This is a genomic window from Paenibacillus sp. FSL M7-1455 (assembly GCF_038004655.1).
GTDB lineage: Bacteria > Bacillota > Bacilli > Paenibacillales > Paenibacillaceae > Paenibacillus_AQ > Paenibacillus_AQ cookii.
Genome location: NZ_JBBORO010000001.1, coordinates 5,818,447 through 5,836,382, shown reverse-complemented (window position 1 = coordinate 5,836,382; position 17,936 = coordinate 5,818,447). Strand labels below are relative to the sequence as shown.

18 protein-coding genes are annotated in these 17,936 nt (G+C 56.0%); 17 read left to right on the top strand and 1 reads right to left on the bottom strand.

Annotated elements, in window-relative coordinates; all coding sequences use genetic code 11:
- The first annotated feature begins 88 nt into the window (after positions 1-88).
- From NYE48_RS26670 to rlmN, 6 genes are all read left to right on the top strand, one after another.
- Positions 89-931 carry an SDR family NAD(P)-dependent oxidoreductase gene (locus tag NYE48_RS26670; protein WP_212951440.1) on the top strand — a complete coding sequence of 281 codons (843 nt, stop codon included), beginning with the start codon at positions 89-91 and terminating at the stop codon, positions 929-931.
- 135 nt (positions 932-1,066) lie between these two features.
- Positions 1,067-2,482, top strand: a complete 1,416-nt coding sequence (locus NYE48_RS26665; RefSeq protein ID WP_212951439.1) for a hypothetical protein — start codon at positions 1,067-1,069, stop codon at positions 2,480-2,482.
- A gap of 128 nt (positions 2,483-2,610) precedes the next feature.
- The gene (locus NYE48_RS26660) at positions 2,611-3,075 is read left to right on the top strand and encodes an SRPBCC family protein (protein ID WP_212951437.1); all 465 of its coding nucleotides are present in this window, start codon (positions 2,611-2,613) and stop codon (positions 3,073-3,075) included.
- A 33-nt stretch (positions 3,076-3,108) separates the two neighbouring features.
- On the top strand, positions 3,109-4,056 hold the full coding sequence (locus NYE48_RS26655; protein ID WP_341000472.1) for a helix-turn-helix transcriptional regulator: 948 nt from the start codon (positions 3,109-3,111) through the stop codon (positions 4,054-4,056).
- A 64-nt stretch (positions 4,057-4,120) separates the two neighbouring features.
- Positions 4,121-4,651, top strand: a complete 531-nt coding sequence (locus tag NYE48_RS26650; RefSeq protein WP_081991946.1) for a DinB family protein — start codon at positions 4,121-4,123, stop codon at positions 4,649-4,651.
- Between the two features lie 304 nt (positions 4,652-4,955).
- Positions 4,956-6,053, top strand: coding sequence for a 23S rRNA (adenine(2503)-C(2))-methyltransferase RlmN (gene rlmN / locus NYE48_RS26645; protein WP_212951436.1), 1,098 nt, complete (start codon positions 4,956-4,958; stop codon positions 6,051-6,053).
- Between the two features lie 89 nt (positions 6,054-6,142).
- Here rlmN and NYE48_RS26640 read toward each other — a convergent pair whose 3' ends face one another.
- On the bottom strand, positions 6,143-6,511 hold the full coding sequence (locus NYE48_RS26640; RefSeq protein WP_036706160.1) for a DUF423 domain-containing protein: 369 nt from the start codon (positions 6,509-6,511) through the stop codon (positions 6,143-6,145).
- Between the two features lie 269 nt (positions 6,512-6,780).
- Here NYE48_RS26640 and NYE48_RS26635 point away from each other — a divergent pair, with 269 nt between their 5' ends.
- The 11 genes from NYE48_RS26635 (at position 6,781) to NYE48_RS26585 (ending at position 17,819) form a co-directional block, all read left to right on the top strand.
- Positions 6,781-7,749, top strand: a complete 969-nt coding sequence (locus NYE48_RS26635) for an AAA family ATPase (RefSeq protein WP_339322677.1) — start codon at positions 6,781-6,783, stop codon at positions 7,747-7,749.
- Complete coding sequence (locus NYE48_RS26630; RefSeq protein WP_341000470.1) at positions 7,750-8,853, top strand: DUF58 domain-containing protein; 1,104 nt, start codon at positions 7,750-7,752, stop codon at positions 8,851-8,853. It begins immediately after the preceding gene.
- A complete protein-coding gene (locus NYE48_RS26625; protein WP_341000468.1) occupies positions 8,850-10,133 on the top strand; it encodes a hypothetical protein in 1,284 nt (427 codons plus the stop codon). The genes NYE48_RS26630 and NYE48_RS26625 overlap by 4 nt, the downstream gene beginning before the upstream one ends.
- Before the next feature lie 278 nt (positions 10,134-10,411).
- Positions 10,412-11,167, top strand: coding sequence for a hypothetical protein (locus NYE48_RS26620; protein ID WP_341000467.1), 756 nt, complete (start codon positions 10,412-10,414; stop codon positions 11,165-11,167).
- Between the two features lie 16 nt (positions 11,168-11,183).
- The gene (locus tag NYE48_RS26615) at positions 11,184-12,167 is read left to right on the top strand and encodes a helix-turn-helix transcriptional regulator (protein ID WP_212951431.1); all 984 of its coding nucleotides are present in this window, start codon (positions 11,184-11,186) and stop codon (positions 12,165-12,167) included.
- A gap of 23 nt (positions 12,168-12,190) precedes the next feature.
- A complete protein-coding gene (locus NYE48_RS26610) occupies positions 12,191-12,676 on the top strand; it encodes a GyrI-like domain-containing protein (protein WP_341000466.1) in 486 nt (161 codons plus the stop codon).
- 144 nt (positions 12,677-12,820) lie between these two features.
- On the top strand, positions 12,821-13,228 hold the full coding sequence (locus NYE48_RS26605; protein WP_212951427.1) for a BlaI/MecI/CopY family transcriptional regulator: 408 nt from the start codon (positions 12,821-12,823) through the stop codon (positions 13,226-13,228).
- 28 nt (positions 13,229-13,256) lie between these two features.
- Positions 13,257-15,140, top strand: coding sequence for a M56 family metallopeptidase (locus NYE48_RS26600; RefSeq protein WP_341000465.1), 1,884 nt, complete (start codon positions 13,257-13,259; stop codon positions 15,138-15,140).
- A gap of 107 nt (positions 15,141-15,247) precedes the next feature.
- On the top strand, positions 15,248-17,032 hold the full coding sequence (locus tag NYE48_RS26595; protein WP_341000464.1) for an IS1182 family transposase: 1,785 nt from the start codon (positions 15,248-15,250) through the stop codon (positions 17,030-17,032).
- Complete coding sequence (locus NYE48_RS26590) at positions 16,960-17,394, top strand: hypothetical protein (RefSeq protein ID WP_341000463.1); 435 nt, start codon at positions 16,960-16,962, stop codon at positions 17,392-17,394. Before NYE48_RS26595 ends, NYE48_RS26590 begins: the two co-directional genes overlap by 73 nt.
- A 134-nt stretch (positions 17,395-17,528) precedes the next feature.
- The gene (locus NYE48_RS26585; RefSeq protein ID WP_036706172.1) at positions 17,529-17,819 is read left to right on the top strand and encodes an ArsR/SmtB family transcription factor; all 291 of its coding nucleotides are present in this window, start codon (positions 17,529-17,531) and stop codon (positions 17,817-17,819) included.
- The last annotated feature ends 117 nt before the right edge of the window (positions 17,820-17,936 follow it).

Genomic DNA, 17,936 nt, shown 5'->3' with positions numbered 1-17,936 from the left:
GGCATATTTTTTTTTGCATTTATGACATTCGGTGACGTAGTTCCCCTGTATGATCAGTATAAACAATGACAATGAAGGAGCTGATACGATGGAAAGACCGCTCGATGGGAAAATCGCTTTAGTTACCGGAGGGAGCCGCGGAGCGGGACGGGGAATCGCGATAGAGCTTGGGAAGGCCGGAGCGGTTGTTTACGTTTCCGGAAGGAGCTTGCGCGGCGAGTCCACCAACGGCTTTCCCGGAAGCATCGACGAAACCGCCGAAGAAATACGCCGTTTAGGAGGCCAGGCGGTGCCATGCCGGTGCGATCATACGCGGGACGAGGATACAAAAGCGCTGATCGGGAGAATCCGCCAAGAGCAAGGGCGGCTTGATATTTTGGTAAACAACGTTTGGGGGCTGCATGATTTCGAAGCAAATTTAAAGCCCCGGGCTTTTTGGGAATACCCGTTAAAGATGTGGGATGCGGTATTTCAGAGCGGCGTGCGTGCGCAAATAGCGACCAATCACTACGCTATTCCGCTGATGCTGGAAACCGGCAGGGGCATCATCGTGCATACCACCTTCCGGGATCAGGACAAGTATTTGTCGACCTTTTATTACGATCTTGCCAAAAATGCAATCCATCGAACCGTGTTCGGCCTTTCTCACGACCTGAAAAATACCGGCATTACGGTGGCGGCGGTTTCTCCCGGTTGGATGAGAACAGAGCTTGTGCTGAAAAACTTCGGCACCGACGAAGATCATTGGCAAGAGGTGGAGGCCCTCGGCCGTACCGAGTCGACCTATTATATCGGGCGGGCCGTATGCGCATTAGCTGCAGACCCTAACAGGCACGATAAACACGGGCAGGTGCTGCAGGTAGGCGACCTTGCGCTGGAGTATGGTTTTACGGATATTGATGGGAGATATATCCCTCCATTTGTAATATAGAATGTTGCTTTTAGCAGTACCCCTGATTTTGCCCAAGCTTGCTTGGACGCCCGAAAAGCCAGGCCATGAACCCATGCCCAGGCCCCTGCATAACATATAACACACTTTGCAGCAGGGGAAGGGAGTGACCCTGACATGGTCATTCATTTAACGGCAATTCATTACGTGTACCTGGCGTTTATCGTGTTGATTATGGCGCTGCTTATCCGGCGGCGGGATACGACGATGATTTGCGTCGCGGGCATTTTTGCGCTCGGCATACTGGCGACGGGCACGATCAGCGGCTCCGTATCCGGGGTGTTCAATTCATTCATTTATGCGACCAAAGAGCTGATGGGGACGATCATGATCATCTCCATTATCGTGGCGATGAGCCGCGTGCTGATCCGAACCGGCATCAATGAGGCGATGGTGGCGCCGCTCACGAGGTTCCTGCGGACGCCGGCATTGGCCTACTGGGGCATCGGGATCATCATGATGGCGACGTCCTTTTTTTTCTGGCCTTCGCCGGCCGTCGCGCTGATCGGCGCGGTGCTGCTTCCGGTTGCGCTTCGGGTCGGCTTGCCCGCCTTGGGCGCGGCGATGGCGATGAATTTGTTCGGCCACGGCATCGCGTTGTCCGGCGACTATATTATCCAGGGAGCGCCGAAGCTCACGGCCGACGCGGCCGGAATTCCGGTGGCGAGCGTCATGGAAGCCAGCGTGCCGCTTGTGATCTGCATGGGGGTCGTCACGACCGTAACGGCATTTTGGATGATGCGAAAGGACCTGAAAAAAGGAACGTGGAGGGACGGATTGGTGACCGTCAAAAGCGCGGGCAACACCCTCGCCGCCAGCGGCGAAGAGGATGAACAAGGCGTGAAGCTGTCCGCCGGAACCAAAAACATGCTGGCCGTCGCGATTTTGCTCCTTTTTCTGGCCGACGTCGCGGCCATGTTCGTGCTTAAGCTCCAAGGCGGCGATGCGACGGCGCTCGTCGGAGGCACGGCAGTGCTCATTCTGGTCGTGATATCGCTTATTGCCCATCAAAACCGGGGGCTGGAGAAAATCACCTCTTATTTGATCGACGGATTCGTCTTTGGTTTTAAGGTGTTCGGCCCGGTCATTCCGATCGCCGCTTTCTTTTACTTGGGCGATTCGGCGTTCACCGACTTGTTCGGGAAGGTTTTGCCTCAGGCGTCGCATGGCATCGTCAACGACCTCGGCGTAGCGCTGGCCGGCTTGGTTCCCCTCAACGGGGCGGTCGGAGCCGTGACGCTGACGATTACGGGCGCGATCACCGGCCTGGACGGCTCGGGCTTCTCCGGCATCTCGCTTGCAGGCTCCATCGCCCAGCTGTTTGCGGCTGCGACGCATACGGGTGCGGCAACGCTGACGGCATTGGGCCAAGTGGCGGCGATTTGGGTCGGAGGCGGCACGCTGATCCCGTGGGCGTTGATCCCGGCGGCCGCCATTTGCGGGGTCAGCCCGTTCGAGCTCGCCCGCCGCAATCTGAAGCCGGTGCTGATCGGACTGCTTGCGACGACGGTTTTAGCGATATTTCTGCTGTGAACGAATATGGCCGAATAGCAACGGCCCCAAGGAGTTTAGGGAATCGGCGTCGAATGATTTGTCAGGGCTTCATCGCCCTGATTTTTTTATGAACGCAGGGCCCATTCAAAGATTGGAGGCGACTCACCATGACCCAGTCCAGAACGGAACATGAATCAGGGAACGGGCAGCAGGCCAAACCGGTCGGTTTGACGGCCGCCGCGGGTTTTCAAATCGGAGTACGAAGAACCTTGCCCTTGTCGGTGCAGGAGGCTTGGTCGCTTTTGGTCTCTCCCGAGGGAATGAAGCTGTGGATCGGCGAGGCGGACGGGCTGGACCTGAAACCGGGAGAAACCTTTGCCGCGGCAGAGGGAGTTACGGGAGAGCTCAGGGTGGTCAAGCCGCCGGAGCAGCTGCGGATGAGATGGCAGCGTCCCGGTTGGAATCATCCGTCCACGCTGCAAATCCGCGTGCTGCCTGCCGCGCAGGGGAAGGCGACCGTCAGTTTTCATCAGGAAAAGCTGGAGGACATGCATGCCAGGGAAACGATGAAAAGCCACTGGGAAGGAGCGCTTGAAGGCCTTCGCGCACTGGCGGACCGCGCCGGAAAATAAGCCGAAATTGATGAGCAAGGAGCCGACATCCCTATGAACAGAACAGACCGGCTGCTGGCGATCGTGCTGGAGCTGCAAAGCCGAAAAATCGTTCGGGCCGAAGAGCTGGCCGAGCGGTTCGAAACAAGCGTCCGCACGATCTACCGCGATATGCAAGCGCTCAGCGAGGCGAACGTGCCGGTTGTGGGCGCTCCCGGGCAAGGCTACTCCCTGATGGAGGGATATTTTTTGCCTCCCGTCAGCTTGACGGCCGCTGAGGCGGTTGCCCTGCTGCTGGGCGCCGAGTTCGTTCAAAAGAAGCTGGAGCCGAATTACGGCATTCATGCCGCATCCGCCAACGCCAAAATCGAAGCCGTTCTCCCCCAACCCGTACGCGCCGAAGCCGGCCGGATCCGGGCTACCATGCGCCTGCTGCAGATCCCGGAAGCGGACGCCGGCAGGATGGAGCGGGAAAACTTGGAGCTGGTGCGCGGGGCGCTCCTGGAGCGGAAGAAAATCCGCTTCCGCTACGCCAAAGCCGGTCCGGGGACGGAGGGGAGCCGGGTGAGCGAACGCACGGCGGCCCCTTATGGCCTGATCTATGACCGGGGAGCCTGGCTGCTGGTCGCGGCCTGCGAGCTGCGCGGGGATATTCGCCATTTCCGGGTATCCCGCATGTCCGAACTTCGCGTGTTGGCCGATGGCTATGAGCTTCAGGACGGATTCGACCTGGAGAAGTACAGGCCGGCCGATGACCGCGAGCTTGTGATTCTCCTGTCGGCCGACCGCGCGATCGAAGGCCGAATCAGAGAGTCGGACAACTACTATATCGACGCTTTGGAGGAACATCCGGACGGACTCCACATCCGGATGCGCGTCCGTCGCATCGAGGAGGTTCTGCAATGGATCATGGGCTGGGGGTCGGCCATGACCGTGCTCGAGCCGCAAGCCCTTCGCGAGCGGATTCGGAATGAAGCCGAAAAACTCCTGAAACGCTACTGACATAACGGTGTCAGTAGCGTTTTGTTATGGTTATTCCAGAACCAATAACCAAGGAGTGATTGCGATGAATACAAAAGAAACGATCCGCAGCCTGGAGAACATCACCGGGCATTACATCGGGGAGCTGGAACGCTTTAGCCTGGAGGAATTGCACCGCAAGCCCGGCGAAGAGGAATGGTCGCTTGGGCAAATGTACATGCATTTGATTCAGGCATCCCTGCATCTGCATTTAAGGAACGTCCGGGCATGCGCCGAGTCCGCGGAGGGCGTCGCCAAGGCCGGAGAGAAGACGGAACGGGGGAAGATTGCCTTCTTAAACGGGGAGTTTCCGAACATCCGGATCCAAGTCCCGCCATCCCCGGCGTATACGCCGCCGCAACCCGCGAGCAAGGAGCAAATGATCAGCGGTTTGCGGTCGGTCCTTGACGGCATGAGAGACGCAGAGCCTTTGGTGCATCAGGCCCCGCTGCAAAACAAGCTGGTCCACCCCGGTTTCGGCGCTTTAAATGCAGCCGAGTGGTTCATGCTGGTTGAAATGCATTTCCGGCATCATTTGCGGCAAAAGGAGCGGCTCGAACGGTTTTTGGCAATTTGACGGTCGAAATCTATGCACCTGCAGCTGGCTGACAGCTGCAGGTTTTCTTTTTCATAAGCCCCATTCGCGGGAATCCCTTTTTCGGCATCCCTATTGGCAAGCAAAGCATCCGTTCCAGGGCAGTTGTATTGCGCCGGGAATTACGGGCAAGGTTGGACAAGCGCAAGGGTTGCCGTAAATCCTGCCTGTCTCCCCTTGTTTTGCTAATGAAATTTTGGGACAATAATGACAGATTTTCGTTCCAATCTGGTAAAGTAGAGAGGGACGAGAATTTTACGCTTTTGGAAAAGAGGAACGTAAACCAATGAGCAAACCATCCATTTATGGACTCACTGTGGACCAGTTGGCCGCTTGGCTGGCTGAGCATGGACATAAAAAATCGCGCGCCCAGCTTGTTTGGGAAGGACTGTACCGCAAACGCGTGACGGCATTTTCCGAGATGCCGGAGCTGAAGCCGGAATGCCGGACGCTGCTGGAGGAGCATTTTGCGATTCAAACGTTGGAGGAGCATACCCGCCAGGAATCCGCAGACGGCACCATTAAGTTTCTGTTCCGCCTGCAGGACGGCAACCTGATCGAAACCGTGCTGATGCGCCATAAATTCGGCCTGTCCGTATGCGTGACGACCCAGGTGGGCTGCAATATCGGATGCAGCTTTTGCGCGAGCGGCCTGCTGAGCAAAAGCCGGGACCTGACCAGCGGCGAAATCGTGGAACAGGTGATGAAGGTCCAGCTTTTCCTGGACGGCCGGCAAAATAACGAGCGGGTCAGCCATATCGTCGTGATGGGCATCGGCGAGCCGTTTGACAATTTCGAGCATATGTCGAATTTCATCCGGGTCATCCGCGACCCTAAAGGTCTGGCGATCGGTCCGCGGCACATTACGGTGTCGACCAGCGGCCTGGTGCCGAAGATCCGCGAATTTGCCGACAGCGATCTCGGAACGAATCTGGCGATTTCCCTGCACGCGCCGAACAACGACATCCGCACGCGAATCATGAAGATCAACCGGGCGTATCCGATCGAGCCGCTGATGGAGGCGATCGATTATTACCTGGAGAAAACGAACCGCCGAATCACGCTGGAATATATCCTGCTGAAGGACGTCAACGACCAGCCGGAGCATGCGCAGGAGCTGGCGGAGCTGGTAGGCAGCCGCCGGAACCTGGCGAACGTGAACCTGATCCCGTATAATCCGGTCGACGAGCACAGCCAGTATCAGCGGAGTTCCAAGGAGACGATTACCGCCTTCTACGATACGCTGAAAAAAAACAATATCAGCGTCAGCGTGCGGCTTGAGCATGGCACGGACATCGATGCGGCCTGCGGCCAGCTGCGCAGCAAGCAGATCCAAAGCGACCGCGCGCGCGGGGCAAAGGCAAACCGGGCAGCAAACGAGTAATCTTGTCGGACGAATCAAAAGAGCGCAATCCCTTACTTCCGGGATGCGCTCTTTTTTCGGTCAAAAACGGCCATGCGTTAAAGCTTTTTTTACCCTTGCGCCGCCGCAACGATAAACAACACCCATCCGGCCAAAAAAGCCACGCCGCCCAGCGGCGTGATGGCCCCAAGCTTCCGGATGCCGGTGAGGCTAAGCGCGTACAGGCTGCCGGAGAACAAAACGATCCCCGCAAAAATAAACCAACCCGCCAGCACGGCCAGGGAAGATTGCTCCGCCATGCCCGCATAAAGACCGATCAGCACAAGGCCAAGCCCGTGGGCCAAATGGTATTGCACTCCCGTCTGGTATGTTTTCTGCTGGCTTTCGTTCAACCGTTCCTTCAGGGCATGCGCTCCGAAAGCGCCAAGCGCTACCGCAAGAAACAGCATGATCCCGCCAAGAATCAGCATCGTGTCCAAGTCATATCACCTCTTAAGCCCATATTACCGATGGCATGGCGCAGGAGTCAATGTTGGGCTCCGCCGCGAATTCGGCCGGGAACGTTTTATAGTCTCCATTTGCCCGAATTATTTGTTAAAATGGTTGAGAAAGGAAACCGGAATACAGGGCAGTTCCAATTTCAACATACACTCCCTCCATGTTGCAAGCGCTTTTATATAATTGGCGCCGGCTTCGATTGGAATCGAAGGCATCAAAATGGAGGCAAGGAGGAAGGACGGGGATCGATATGGAGATCGTTCATCAGCTCGGGCAAAAATTGAAGCAAAATATCGCTAACGTGATCGTCGGCAAGGAACGCGAGGTCGATCTGCTGCTGACGGCGCTGCTGGCGTCGGGGCATGTGCTGCTGGAGGACGTCCCGGGGACGGGCAAAACGCTGCTGGCCAAAAGCCTGGCGGCGTCGCTCAGCCTCAGCTTTCAGCGGATTCAGTTCACGCCGGATTTGCTCCCTTCGGATTTGACGGGGATTCATTATTTCAACCAAAAGGACGGGGAATTCCACTTCCGGCCCGGGCCGCTGTTCGCCCGCATCGTGCTGGCCGACGAGATCAACCGCGCCACGCCCCGGACGCAGTCCAGCCTGCTGGAATGCATGGAGGAGCGGCAGATCAGCATCGAAGGGCGAACGATGCCGCTGGAAAGCCCGTTTATGGTGCTTGCGACGCAAAACCCGGTGGACAACCAAGGGACGTTTCCGCTTCCCGAAGCCCAGATGGACCGCTTTTTAATCCGGATGAAGCTGGGATATCCATCGTCGGCGGAAGGCGTCGAAATTTTAAAAAGAACGGCGGCCGCCGCGGGCAGCCTGAAGCCGGGGGAACCTGCGCGGACGGCAACGGCCGAAGAGGTGCTTGAAGCGCAGCGGCTGTGCGGACAGGTCCGGGTGGCCGACGATTTGCTCGGTTATATCGTCGCTTTGGCCGAAGCGACCCGGAGCCATGACGAAACGGCGCTCGGCATCAGCCCGCGCGGGACGCAGGCGCTGCTTCGCGCCGCCCAGGCTTATGCGGCGCTGCAGGGAAGGGACTACGTGCTGCCGGACGACATTAAGCAGCTTTTGCTGCCGGTATGGTCGCACCGGCTGGTGCTGAGAAAGCGGCATGAAGCCGGAAGCCATGCGGAGCGCATCCTCGCGGGGATTTTGAACGGGATTCCGGTTCCAAGCGAAAAAGAACTCGAAAGCGGCGTGAAGTAGATGGCGGTGTTATGGCTGTTCCTTGCCTGCGGCGCCGTCATGGTGCTGCAGGGACTTGTTCTCGGTAAATATGCGCTCGGCAAACTGAACTACGACCGCCATTTCAGTACCCGGACATGTTACGCAGGGGACTGGATCGAGATGGTGGAGGTCATCGAAAACAAACGACGCGTGCCGATCCCTTGGCTGCGGCTGGAAGCGATGCTGCCCGCATCGCTCGGATTCAAGCGCAGCAAGGAAACGTGGGTCAGCGAAGGCGAGATTTACCAAAACCATACGAGCTTTTTCTCGCTGCCCGCCCGAACGCGGATTACCCGGACGCACCAGATTCAGTGCCGTGGACGGGGCATCTTCCGCATGGATACGGCAACGATGACCGGCAGCGATTTGTTTGCGATGTATACGCCGTCCCTGAAAGTGAACCTGAACAAACGGCTGGTGGTTTACCCGTCGCTGCGCAGGGACGAAGAGCTGCCGTCTTCCTGGAAAACCTGGCAGGGCGAGCTGGCCGTCCGCCGCTGGATCGTCGAGGATCCGTTTCTGTATACGGGAGTCCGAAGTTACGCGCCGGGAGACGCGATGAATCGCATCCATTGGAAAGCCAGCGCCAGAAGCGGGGAACTCCAGGTACATCAGCATGGCTACTCGGCCGATCCGAAGGCGATGATTCTGCTCAATATCGAGGTGTCGGAGCAGATGTGGAACGTGGTGACCAAACCTGAGGTCATCGAAGATGCGCTGTCCTATGCGGCGACTTGCGCCGCGGCACTCATCCGCCAGGGGATGGCTGCCGGGTTTGCGAGCAATGCCTGTCTTTCGCCCCATGCCGACGCCAGCCGGTCGGAGCTGATGCCGGATTACGGCCAAGCGCACCTGGAGGCCGTGCTGGAGGCGATGGCCGCCGTCGAGATGAAAGTCCAAATGCCGTTTCACGAGCTTCTCCGGCTTGAAGCCGAAGCGGAGAGGACGGATGCGATCGACTACTTCCTTGTAACGCCCCATGTCTCCCCCGCGATCCGGGACGCCGTTCGGAAGTTGGAGCAGCGGGGCCATCGCGTATTGATCGCCGATGTATACGATGGGACCAAGGAGGCGGGGGCATGATGAAGCAAGAGAAAGGCACGGCCATGCGGCGCGTGCTGTCCGTGCTCGGGAACTCGCTCCTTGAGACGGCGGCCTGTTATCCGTTTTTGCTGCTTTACATGGCGTTTGCGATGGATCTCGTTCCCGGCTGGCTGCTGCCGCTCATTTGGCTGCTGCATGCTGCGGGGACGCTGACGGGCATCCGGCAGGCCCGGGGAGGAAAAGCGCTGCTGCCTGCCGCGGCCCTGATCGCCGCCGCCTTGATTCCGCTGGCGGCAACCGGCCTTCGGGCGGGCGTTCTGGCGGCGCTCGTTTCGTTCATCGCCGTGTTTCGCGGACTCGTCGTCGGCCGCAAGGAACTGTGGCGGGAAATCGATCTGAAGCTTCCGTTGGCCGGGCTTGGGGCCGCTTTGATCGTGTACGGCTTTTCCTCCAGGGTGGGCGCCCTTGAGCCGTACCGCATCTCGCTTTATTTCATGAGCCTGTTTACGTTGTTTGCCGTTCTGCTGCGCTGGAACGGAGACCGCGTCCGCGATGCCTCCAACGCGCAGGAGACCGACCGTCAGCTTCTCCGCCGGATTGTGGCCAGAAACCGCCGGATGACGTGGCTGACCATTGCCGTTATCGCGCTGCTAAGCTTATGGAACGGCCTCGGCGAGGGGCTGGCTTATGCCAGGCGTTGGCTGGCCGAGTGGCTGCGCGGCTTGGGCGGCGGGGAGAAGCCGCAAGCGGTGCAGGAACCGCCGGCTCAACCCCAGCAGCCCGATCTCGGGCTTCCTCCAGCGTCCCCCACGCCGCATTGGGTACAGGTTGCAAGCCAGCTCCTGTTTTACCTGCTGGCAGCAGCCGTGGCGCTCGTCCTGTTGTTCCTGTTATACCGTCTGCTGCGGCGCTGGCTTCCGGAAAGCCTTCGCGCCTGGCTGGCCCGGCTGGCGCAGCGGCTGCGGCTGATGCGCGAGATCCGGCGGACGACGCTGGATGAAGGGGATTACGTCGACGAGGTGGAGAAAATCGAACCCGTGCAGAAGCGGCCCGGAAGGCGGTGGAGAAGGCGTAACGACGATGCAGCTGGGGCCGGGAGCGGGGACCCGCGCCGGGCTTACGCCAACCTGATCCGCCGTGCCGTCAAGCAGGGATATGCTTTCCGCTCAAGCCTTACCCCGTCCGAAAACGCGGATCTGATCTCCGCCAAAACCGAATATACCAATCTCGCTCCCCATGAGGTGGAGCAGGTGGTCAGACGTTATAACCAGGTCCGGTACGGGGCTGGCACGAAGCCGGAGGATGGTTCAAAACGATAGTCCGTGTATATCCAATGATTTTAAACCGCCATGTACGGGAAATGGCCCGATTCGGATGCGTCCGAGTCGGGTTTCTTGCTGATGCTTGAAAAGGAAAGCTCCGGCAGGCAAACCCCTTTTCAACATGGAAGCCGATTGTCTTCAGCCCGTCATTCCTCGAAACGCCCGTGCGAAGGTTCGGTTTTTGGGGTAAGCTGAGGGTAGGAACGCCTTATGACCTAGATGCCTCAACGGGGGCTTCATAGTCACTAGGGCAGAGAACGTAGGAGGCTGACGGCTTGAAGTTCGCACCGTTTTTTCAGCATTATAAGCAGGCGATCGGATCGCTGCCATCCGGACGGAGCCTGGGGAAAGAGGATCTGCTGACGGATGTTTTTCTCATGGCGACGGAGGGGCAGCTCGAAATGTTTTACGCACCCCATAACGAATGGCTGAACCGTTCCGCGCGAATCGTCATCATCGGGATTACGCCCGGCTGGACGCAAATGAAGACGGCGTTTCAAGCGGCGCGGACGGCCCTCGCCGAAGGTCTGCCGGACGAAGAGGTTTGCCGCCGGGCCAAACAGGCTGCCGGGTTTGCAGGTTCGATGCGCAGCCACCTCCAAGACATGCTGGATCGTCTGGGGCTGCCGGAATATTTGCAGATTTCATCCAGCAGCGCGCTTTTTGGGGAGTCCCGGCATTTGCATACGATCTCCTTGCTGCGTTATCCGGTGTTTGCGGAGAAGCGCAATTATACGGGGGTCCACCCCGACATATGGTCTTCGCCGCTGCTCCGGCAGCAGGCTTTATCCGTATGCGAAGAGCTGGAGGAATTGCGTGAAGCGCTGATGATCCCGCTGGGCAGGGCCGTGGAACGGGTTCTTCGGCGGTTCGCGGAACAGGGAAGGATCAGGGAGGAGCATGTTTTATGGGGATTCCCGCATCCTTCGGGGGCCAACGGGCACAGGCACCGCCAGTTTGCGGAAAATGAAGTGCCGATGCGGCGGAGATTATCGGTTTTTTTCGAAGGCCCGGAAGCAGGGATGACCTAGGAAGGAGCAAAAGCGCATGAAAATAGACCGCGTATTAGCCATGACCGTCCTGCTGCTCAACCGGGGGAGGATCAGCGCCAAAGAACTGGCCGATCGGTTTGAAGTGTCGACCAAAACCATATATAGGGATATGGATACGCTAAGCCGGGCGGGCATCCCGGTCGCGGCCTATCCGGGGGCGAGCGGCGGATTCGAGCTGATGGAGCATTATACGATCTCGAGACAGCACCTGACCTTCGACGAGATCGCCTCCATTTTTGCAGCCGTCAAAGGCGTCAAGGTTGCCCTCGATGACCGCGCGCTGGACGGGCTGCTGGAAAAGGTAGGGGCGCTGCTTCGCAGGCCCGGTTCCGGGCAGGGCGCGGCTTATTCCGAAAAGCTTTTGTTCGATTTGAACCCTTGGGGCCAAGGAAAAGATGCCCGAGGCAAACTGGGCCTGCTGCGGCAGGCGATGGAACAATCCAGGCGGGTCCGGCTGCAGTACATCAACATGAACGGCACGGACAGCGGACGGGTGGTGGAGCCGGGACGGCTGATTTTAAAAGGGAACGTGTGGTACGTACAAGCCTATTGCCTGCTTCGCGGGGATTTCCGGTCCTTCCGCCTGTCGCGCATTCAGGGCATCGAAGTGCTGGATGAACGGTTCGAACCGCGGGAGCTGCCGCCGCAGGAGCAGTATGATTGGAAGCCCGATTGGTCCGAAGCTGCCGCGGTCGGCGTCACCCTCCGTTTTTCCGCTGCGGTGAGGCACCGGGTTGGAGACGCCTTCGACCATCATCAGGTCCATGTCCTGGAGGACGGAAGCCTGCGCGTGCAGGGGGATTTTCCGCTGGATGAATGGTTTTATGGCATGATCCTCAGCTATGGCGGCCACGTCGTCATTGAGGAACCGGCGCAGGCGGCCGAAGAAGTGGTTCGGCGTGCGGAACATATTTTGCGGCTGTATCGGAACGCGGACACCCTGTTGTCCACTTCGGCCGGGTACAATGGGTGCATCTGATCCAAAGGAGATGTAACCAAACCATGCATGAAACCATGACGCATATGCCTGCCATGACGCTGACAGGGGTCGCCGTTCGGACGTCCAACCTGCGGGAAAGCGGTCCGGAAGCGCAAATACCGTCCTTATGGGAGCGATATTTCGCCAGCGGGCTTCAGCAGAAGCCGGGACTTAAAAATCCGTCTGTTCTATACGCCTTATATACGGACTACGAAAGCGACGTAAACGGGGAGTACACGCTGCTGCTTGGCCATGAGACGGAACGGGCCGTAAGCGAACGGGGAGAAAATTCCGCGGCGGTTCCGGAAGCGGCATACATCAAGTTTACGTCGAAGCGGGGACCGGTACAGCGGGTGGTGATCGAACTGTGGCAGGAGATCTGGGCGTTTTTTCAAAACGCGGAGCTGGAGCGGACGTATTCCGGCGATTTCGAGCGGTATGAGGTACGCGATTTTCATTCGGCGGATGCCGTCGTGGACATTTTTGTGGCTGTCAAAGAATCGCGTTGATGTTATGGCGTGCAGGAAGTCTTGCAGACTTTCCGGGCACGCTTTTTATTTTGCTTTTTTAAAATTTACAATTGTAATAGTTTGGGATATCCGTTATATTTACATTTGTAATAGTTAAACTCCATCGGAAAGGAGGTGAAGAGGGTGGAAGCAATGCCGAAAATTTCGGAGTCGGAATGGGAAATCATGAAAATCGTCTGGAAGGAGAACCCGCTGACTGCCGAGCAAATCGCGCACAAGCTGCCGGAAGGCATGGGATGGAGCGATCAGACCGTGAGGACCTTTATCAATCGGCTGGTGAAAAAGAAAGCGCTCGGCTATGAAAAGTCGGGGCGAAGCTACCTGTATTCCCCGCTCATTTCGGAAAAGGAATGCGTAAGGGCGGAAAGCCGGTCTTTTCTCAACCGCGTGTTTAACGGGGCGGCCGGGCTGATGATGACCAATTTTTTGGAGGAAACCCCGCTTTCCGATCAGGAGATCGAACGTTTGCAGCGGATTCTGACGGAAAAGCAGGGAAAAGGTTCGCAGGACGCATCACGGCCAAAACCGTGAAATTTGAAATCAAATGAGGTCATTCCAAATGAGTGTAGCCGAAAGCCTCTTCGGATGGTTCGCCCTATCCACGTTGACGGCAAGTCTCGCCGCTGTGCTGGTCATGGCGGTCCAGCATGTCCTGCGCAGGCGTATTGGCGCCCGTCTAAGGTATGCGTTATGGCTGATCGTTCTGGCCAGGCTGATGCTGCCGGTAGTTCCGGAAAGCCCGGTCAGTTTGTTCAACATGATGCCCGAAGCCGCAGACATAAAAAAGGCTGTTTCCGGGCTTTTGTTTTCGCAGGACGAACCTGCTTCCGAAGCCGAAAACAGCAAACAAAATACATTGATCCAACCACATTATACAACGAAAGCACGTGACGGGAACATCCCGCAAACCTTCGTGCCGCAAGACTCCCCAAAGAGAGCGGCGGCCGCCGGAACCGAATCGCATCCCATGGTGCGCGTATGGTCCGTCGTTTGGCTGGCGGGCGTTGCAGCCTTTTTATCCTATCATTTGATGTATTTGCTGCGAATGAAGGGGAGGCATAGACATTTCCTTCGCGTCGCCGACCCTGACATCCTGAACGTAGTGGAGGAATGCCGCCGTTTATTTTCGATCAAGCGGGAGGTTTCCGTTTATTCGGGAAGGTCGGTTCGCAGTCCGTACATCACGGGAATCCGGCGTCCTGCCGTTTACCTGCCCGAAGGGTTCGGTCATGAACCGGAAGATGCTGCCCGGCTGAAGCATGTCATCGCGCATGAACTGGCCCATTACAAAAGGAAAGATACGGCCTGGAACATGCTGGGCAGCCTGGTCCTTGCCGTTCATTGGATGAACCCGTTTGCGTGGCTGATCATCCGGAGAATGAAGGCCGACCGCGAGCTGGCATGCGATGCCTGCGTCCTCGAGGCGCTGGGCGAAACGGAGGCCGTGGCCTACGGCATGACGATCATCAGTTTTTTGAAACGTTACTCTTCACGGGGAAGCCAGCCTCAGCTGCTGTATTTTAAGGGCTTGACCGGCGAAAAGGACATTGTGAGGAGGATTCGGATGATTCAATCTTTTAAAAAGGGTTCTTATAAATTTTCCATGCTGGCGATCCTGCTTATGCTGCTGATCGGCACCTTAACGCTGACCAACGGAAAGGTAACGGAAGCGGACGGTGCCGAGTGGGTTCATGCCGAAAGGGGCGGGAATGAGGTACTGTTTCCGGAAGAATTTCGCGAATATGATAACCTGGAGAAAGCGGCGCGTATGGCGCCTTTCCCGTTTAAGGTGCCCGCGAAGCTGCCGGAAGGCTATCATTTTGACGCCGTGACGTTTGATTTAAAACCTCACACGTCGTCGGCCGGCTCCGAGATCCGGTTTGATTTCTTAAAAGCGAACGAGACGACGACTTTTGGACATATGATCTTGAACATGACACGCAGCTCCGGTTTGCAGGAAGCCTATGAAAGGATCGCCGAAGGCGAAAAAGGCAACTACGATGAAAAGGCCGGTCTCGTCGTCGAAAAAGAGCCGATTGCGCTCCCGGGCGTAAACGGCCTCAAAATTACCATCCGCATGACCGGGTGGAAAGGGCAGCCGGAGCAGTACTACTACGTCTGGAAGGATCAAGGCGTCATGTATCAAATGGAGTGCTTAGATCGGCTGCCGAGCAGCGACCTAGAGGCGATGATTTCATCCATGAAATCCCCGGATGCGGAGCTGAACCATCGGTATGAAAACAATGACTATCACGGGAAAACCATCAACTTTCTATTTGATACCGAAGATATCCGGCGGGCGCAAAAACTGATCGGTTACAACGCCGTTTTTCCGCGCCGGCTGCCCGGAGGTTTCATCGCCACCGGATCGTATGTTTCGAGAAAAGTAAACTTCAACTATCCGGAAAATCAAGGGGCTGTCCAGAAAGTCAGTGAAAACTGACTTCTGGTCCGCCCATTTTCGTTGAATGCAAAAAATAACACAAAAAAACCGTCTGATCTTGTAAAATGAAAGTTACCAGACAACCATTTTACAGAAGGACGGTTTTTATGCGTAATCAAATGACTACTACAGAACAGTATACCATGCAAATGATACTTCCTCTAGGGGATTTGGAAGAAAAAGCAGTTTCCAAGCGAAGCCTTGCCCCTGCCTTCAAACCCTATGACAACAGACAGGCTCAGATGATTCTTGATCTGGAGATGCGTATCCCTACCCACCATGTGGCGCGTGTGATTGATGAAATGATTGAAGCCATCCCGGATGAGCAATTGTTTGCTCATTACACAGGCGGAGGCCGCAGTTCCTACCATCCCAAAATGATGCTCAAAGTCATCCTTTACGGTTACTCGCAAAAGGTCTACTCTTGTCGCGGGATTGAAAAGCTACTGCAAGAAAACCTCCCGGCTATGTGGCTGGCAGCGATGCAGCAACCCGACTTCCGCACCTTGAACGACTTCCGTGGCGTGCGCATGAAGGCATTTATGGACGAGCTGTTTGAAACGATGATCCGAAAGCTTATCGCAGACAATTACATCACGATGGAGAACTACTTTTTAGACGGCACGAAGATCGAAGCTGATGCTAACAAGTATTCTTTTGTGTGGAAAAAATCCACCCTTCACTTTGAAGAGAAGCTCAAGGAAAAGGTGCAGGCGGCCCTTGCGCATATTCATACGCTCACGCAGCAAGAAGCTGGCGGATACGCGGCGGCAGAACCGGACGAACTCCCTGCAAGACTCGAAAAAGCAGCCGCCATACTGGAAGAAAAGGTGGAGGATTTCACCGAACAAATCGCTCAGGCAAACGACAGCGAAGAACGGAAAGCCTTACGCAAAGAGCGCAGTGCCTTGAAGAAGCCACTGAAACAAATTCGGGAGGACTTTCTTCCTCGGCTCGCCAAGTATGAGCAGCAGAAGGCGTGCTTTGGCGATCGCAATAGCTACTCCAAAACAGATCCGGACGCCACGTTTATGCGTATGAAGGAAGACCACATGAAGAATGGTCAGCTGAAACCGGGTTACAATGTGCAAATGGCGACAGAAAACCAGTTCGTGTTATTTTACAGTATCCACCAGCGCCCCACCGATACGCGCTCTTTCATCCCGCATATGAAGCGATTGGCCGCGTCTTCTTTGCCGATGCCCCAAACGGTGATTGCTGATGCAGGCTATGGTAGCGAAGAGAACTATTTGTATGCGATGGGCGAAGAAAAAGAGTCCCGTTTTGATTTTCTCATTCCTTACGGCAGTTATATGAAAGAGAAAACGCGTCGCTACAAGAAGGACATTCGGCATGCCTCGAACTGGATGTATGAAGAGCGCGATGACCGATTTGTTTGCCCGAATGGCCGGTATGTTCGCTTTAAGAAATACCAAACGAAAAAAAATGCTTCCGGCTTGGAACAAAGCTTTAAGATATATGAATGTGAAGATTGCAGTGATTGTCCATTCAAGGCAAGCTGCACCAAGGCCAAGGGGAACCGCCAGGTACACTGGAATACGATCTGGGAAGAACTAAAAGCAAAGGCCAAAAAAGCCCTTGAGGATGACGAGAAATCCGCGATCTATGCTCGGCGTAAAGTCGAGGTAGAAAGCGTATTCGGTCACATCAAGGGCAATCGGTCGTTCCGGCGGTTCTCCTTGCGAGGGCTGGAGAAGGTTCACACCGAGTTTGGGATTGTGGCTTTGGCCCACAATCTACTGAAGGTGGCAGGCATCCGCCTCGCTACTTTCCTGCAAAAGCGACAGAACAAAAAAAGTTGGACGGAAAACATGACGTTTTTCCGACCAACTTTTTATTTTGGGGACTTATTGGACAGCCCCTTGCAGTAACCTACAACCCGAAGGACCGGGACAAAACGGATAAAGAGAAAAAGACTTCGGGCATTAAGAGCGTCAAATTCACGCAAATGCTGAACGGGCAGATGTACGAGGATATGAAAAAAGGCAATACGGTCTCCTTCACGCGAATCGACGGCGAGCGTAACAAGGTGAAGCTGCAGCCGATTCTCATTGACGGCAGGGAAGTTCTCCGGTCGGACAAATACAAAGTGGACGGTCCGTTAAGCAGCCCGAACGAAACCGATCTGGTCAGCTATTTCTGGTTGGACGAGGGCGTATGCTACCAAGCACAGTTCACGGGCCAGGGTCCGGAGGAACAGAAGATCGTTCAATATTTGATGGAACGGAAATAAGCAAGAGTAAGCGACGCACTCCTATATCGATAAAACTTAGCGGCGGCCCTTGAGGCACATTGGATGTCCCGTCAACCATAAAAAGGAAGCCTTGGCGGTTTGACTTCTTCCAAAGCGGGTACTAGTATAGTTGTATGACAATCAAACTATCAAAAGAAGACGAAAAGCGGGCCAAAATTTTCAAGGCGCTGTCGGAAGTAAAAAGGATTGAAATGATTCGTTACCTGCGTGCCCACCGCAGCAACAACACCTGCGGGACGATCGGGGAAGCGATGGGAATGGACAAGTCCAACGTGTCGTACCATCTCAAAATTTTATACGAAGCCGACTTGATCGACGTGAGCCGTGCGGGCCAAAATCGGCTCAGCCAACTCAAAGAGGATACGTTTAACGAATTTTTGCCGGGTTTCCTGGACACCTTATGATGGACGGGAAACCCTTATTTCCGGCAGATAGTTTTAAAGTTTTAAAACTATCTGACTCAAGACTGTCAAAGCCATGGAGTTTTGCGCGCCATCTGCTGAAGGTTTTCTTTTGAATGA

What these genes read in the sequence shown, in the direction of transcription:
- NYE48_RS26670 (WP_212951440.1), top strand. Translation starts at nt 89, where the DNA reads ATGGAAAGACCGCTCGATGGGAAAATCGCTTTAGTTACCGGAGGGAGC.
- NYE48_RS26665 (WP_212951439.1), top strand. Translation starts at nt 1,067, where the DNA reads ATGGTCATTCATTTAACGGCAATTCATTACGTGTACCTGGCGTTTATC.
- NYE48_RS26660 (WP_212951437.1), top strand. Translation starts at nt 2,611, where the DNA reads ATGACCCAGTCCAGAACGGAACATGAATCAGGGAACGGGCAGCAGGCC.
- NYE48_RS26655 (WP_341000472.1), top strand. Translation starts at nt 3,109, where the DNA reads ATGAACAGAACAGACCGGCTGCTGGCGATCGTGCTGGAGCTGCAAAGC.
- NYE48_RS26650 (WP_081991946.1), top strand. Translation starts at nt 4,121, where the DNA reads ATGAATACAAAAGAAACGATCCGCAGCCTGGAGAACATCACCGGGCAT.
- rlmN (WP_212951436.1), top strand. Translation starts at nt 4,956, where the DNA reads ATGAGCAAACCATCCATTTATGGACTCACTGTGGACCAGTTGGCCGCT.
- NYE48_RS26635 (WP_339322677.1), top strand. Translation starts at nt 6,781, where the DNA reads ATGGAGATCGTTCATCAGCTCGGGCAAAAATTGAAGCAAAATATCGCT.
- NYE48_RS26630 (WP_341000470.1), top strand. Translation starts at nt 7,750, where the DNA reads ATGGCGGTGTTATGGCTGTTCCTTGCCTGCGGCGCCGTCATGGTGCTG.
- NYE48_RS26625 (WP_341000468.1), top strand. Translation starts at nt 8,850, where the DNA reads ATGATGAAGCAAGAGAAAGGCACGGCCATGCGGCGCGTGCTGTCCGTG.
- NYE48_RS26615 (WP_212951431.1), top strand. Translation starts at nt 11,184, where the DNA reads ATGAAAATAGACCGCGTATTAGCCATGACCGTCCTGCTGCTCAACCGG.
- NYE48_RS26610 (WP_341000466.1), top strand. Translation starts at nt 12,191, where the DNA reads ATGCATGAAACCATGACGCATATGCCTGCCATGACGCTGACAGGGGTC.
- NYE48_RS26600 (WP_341000465.1), top strand. Translation starts at nt 13,257, where the DNA reads ATGAGTGTAGCCGAAAGCCTCTTCGGATGGTTCGCCCTATCCACGTTG.
- NYE48_RS26595 (WP_341000464.1), top strand. Translation starts at nt 15,248, where the DNA reads ATGCGTAATCAAATGACTACTACAGAACAGTATACCATGCAAATGATA.
- NYE48_RS26585 (WP_036706172.1), top strand. Translation starts at nt 17,529, where the DNA reads ATGACAATCAAACTATCAAAAGAAGACGAAAAGCGGGCCAAAATTTTC.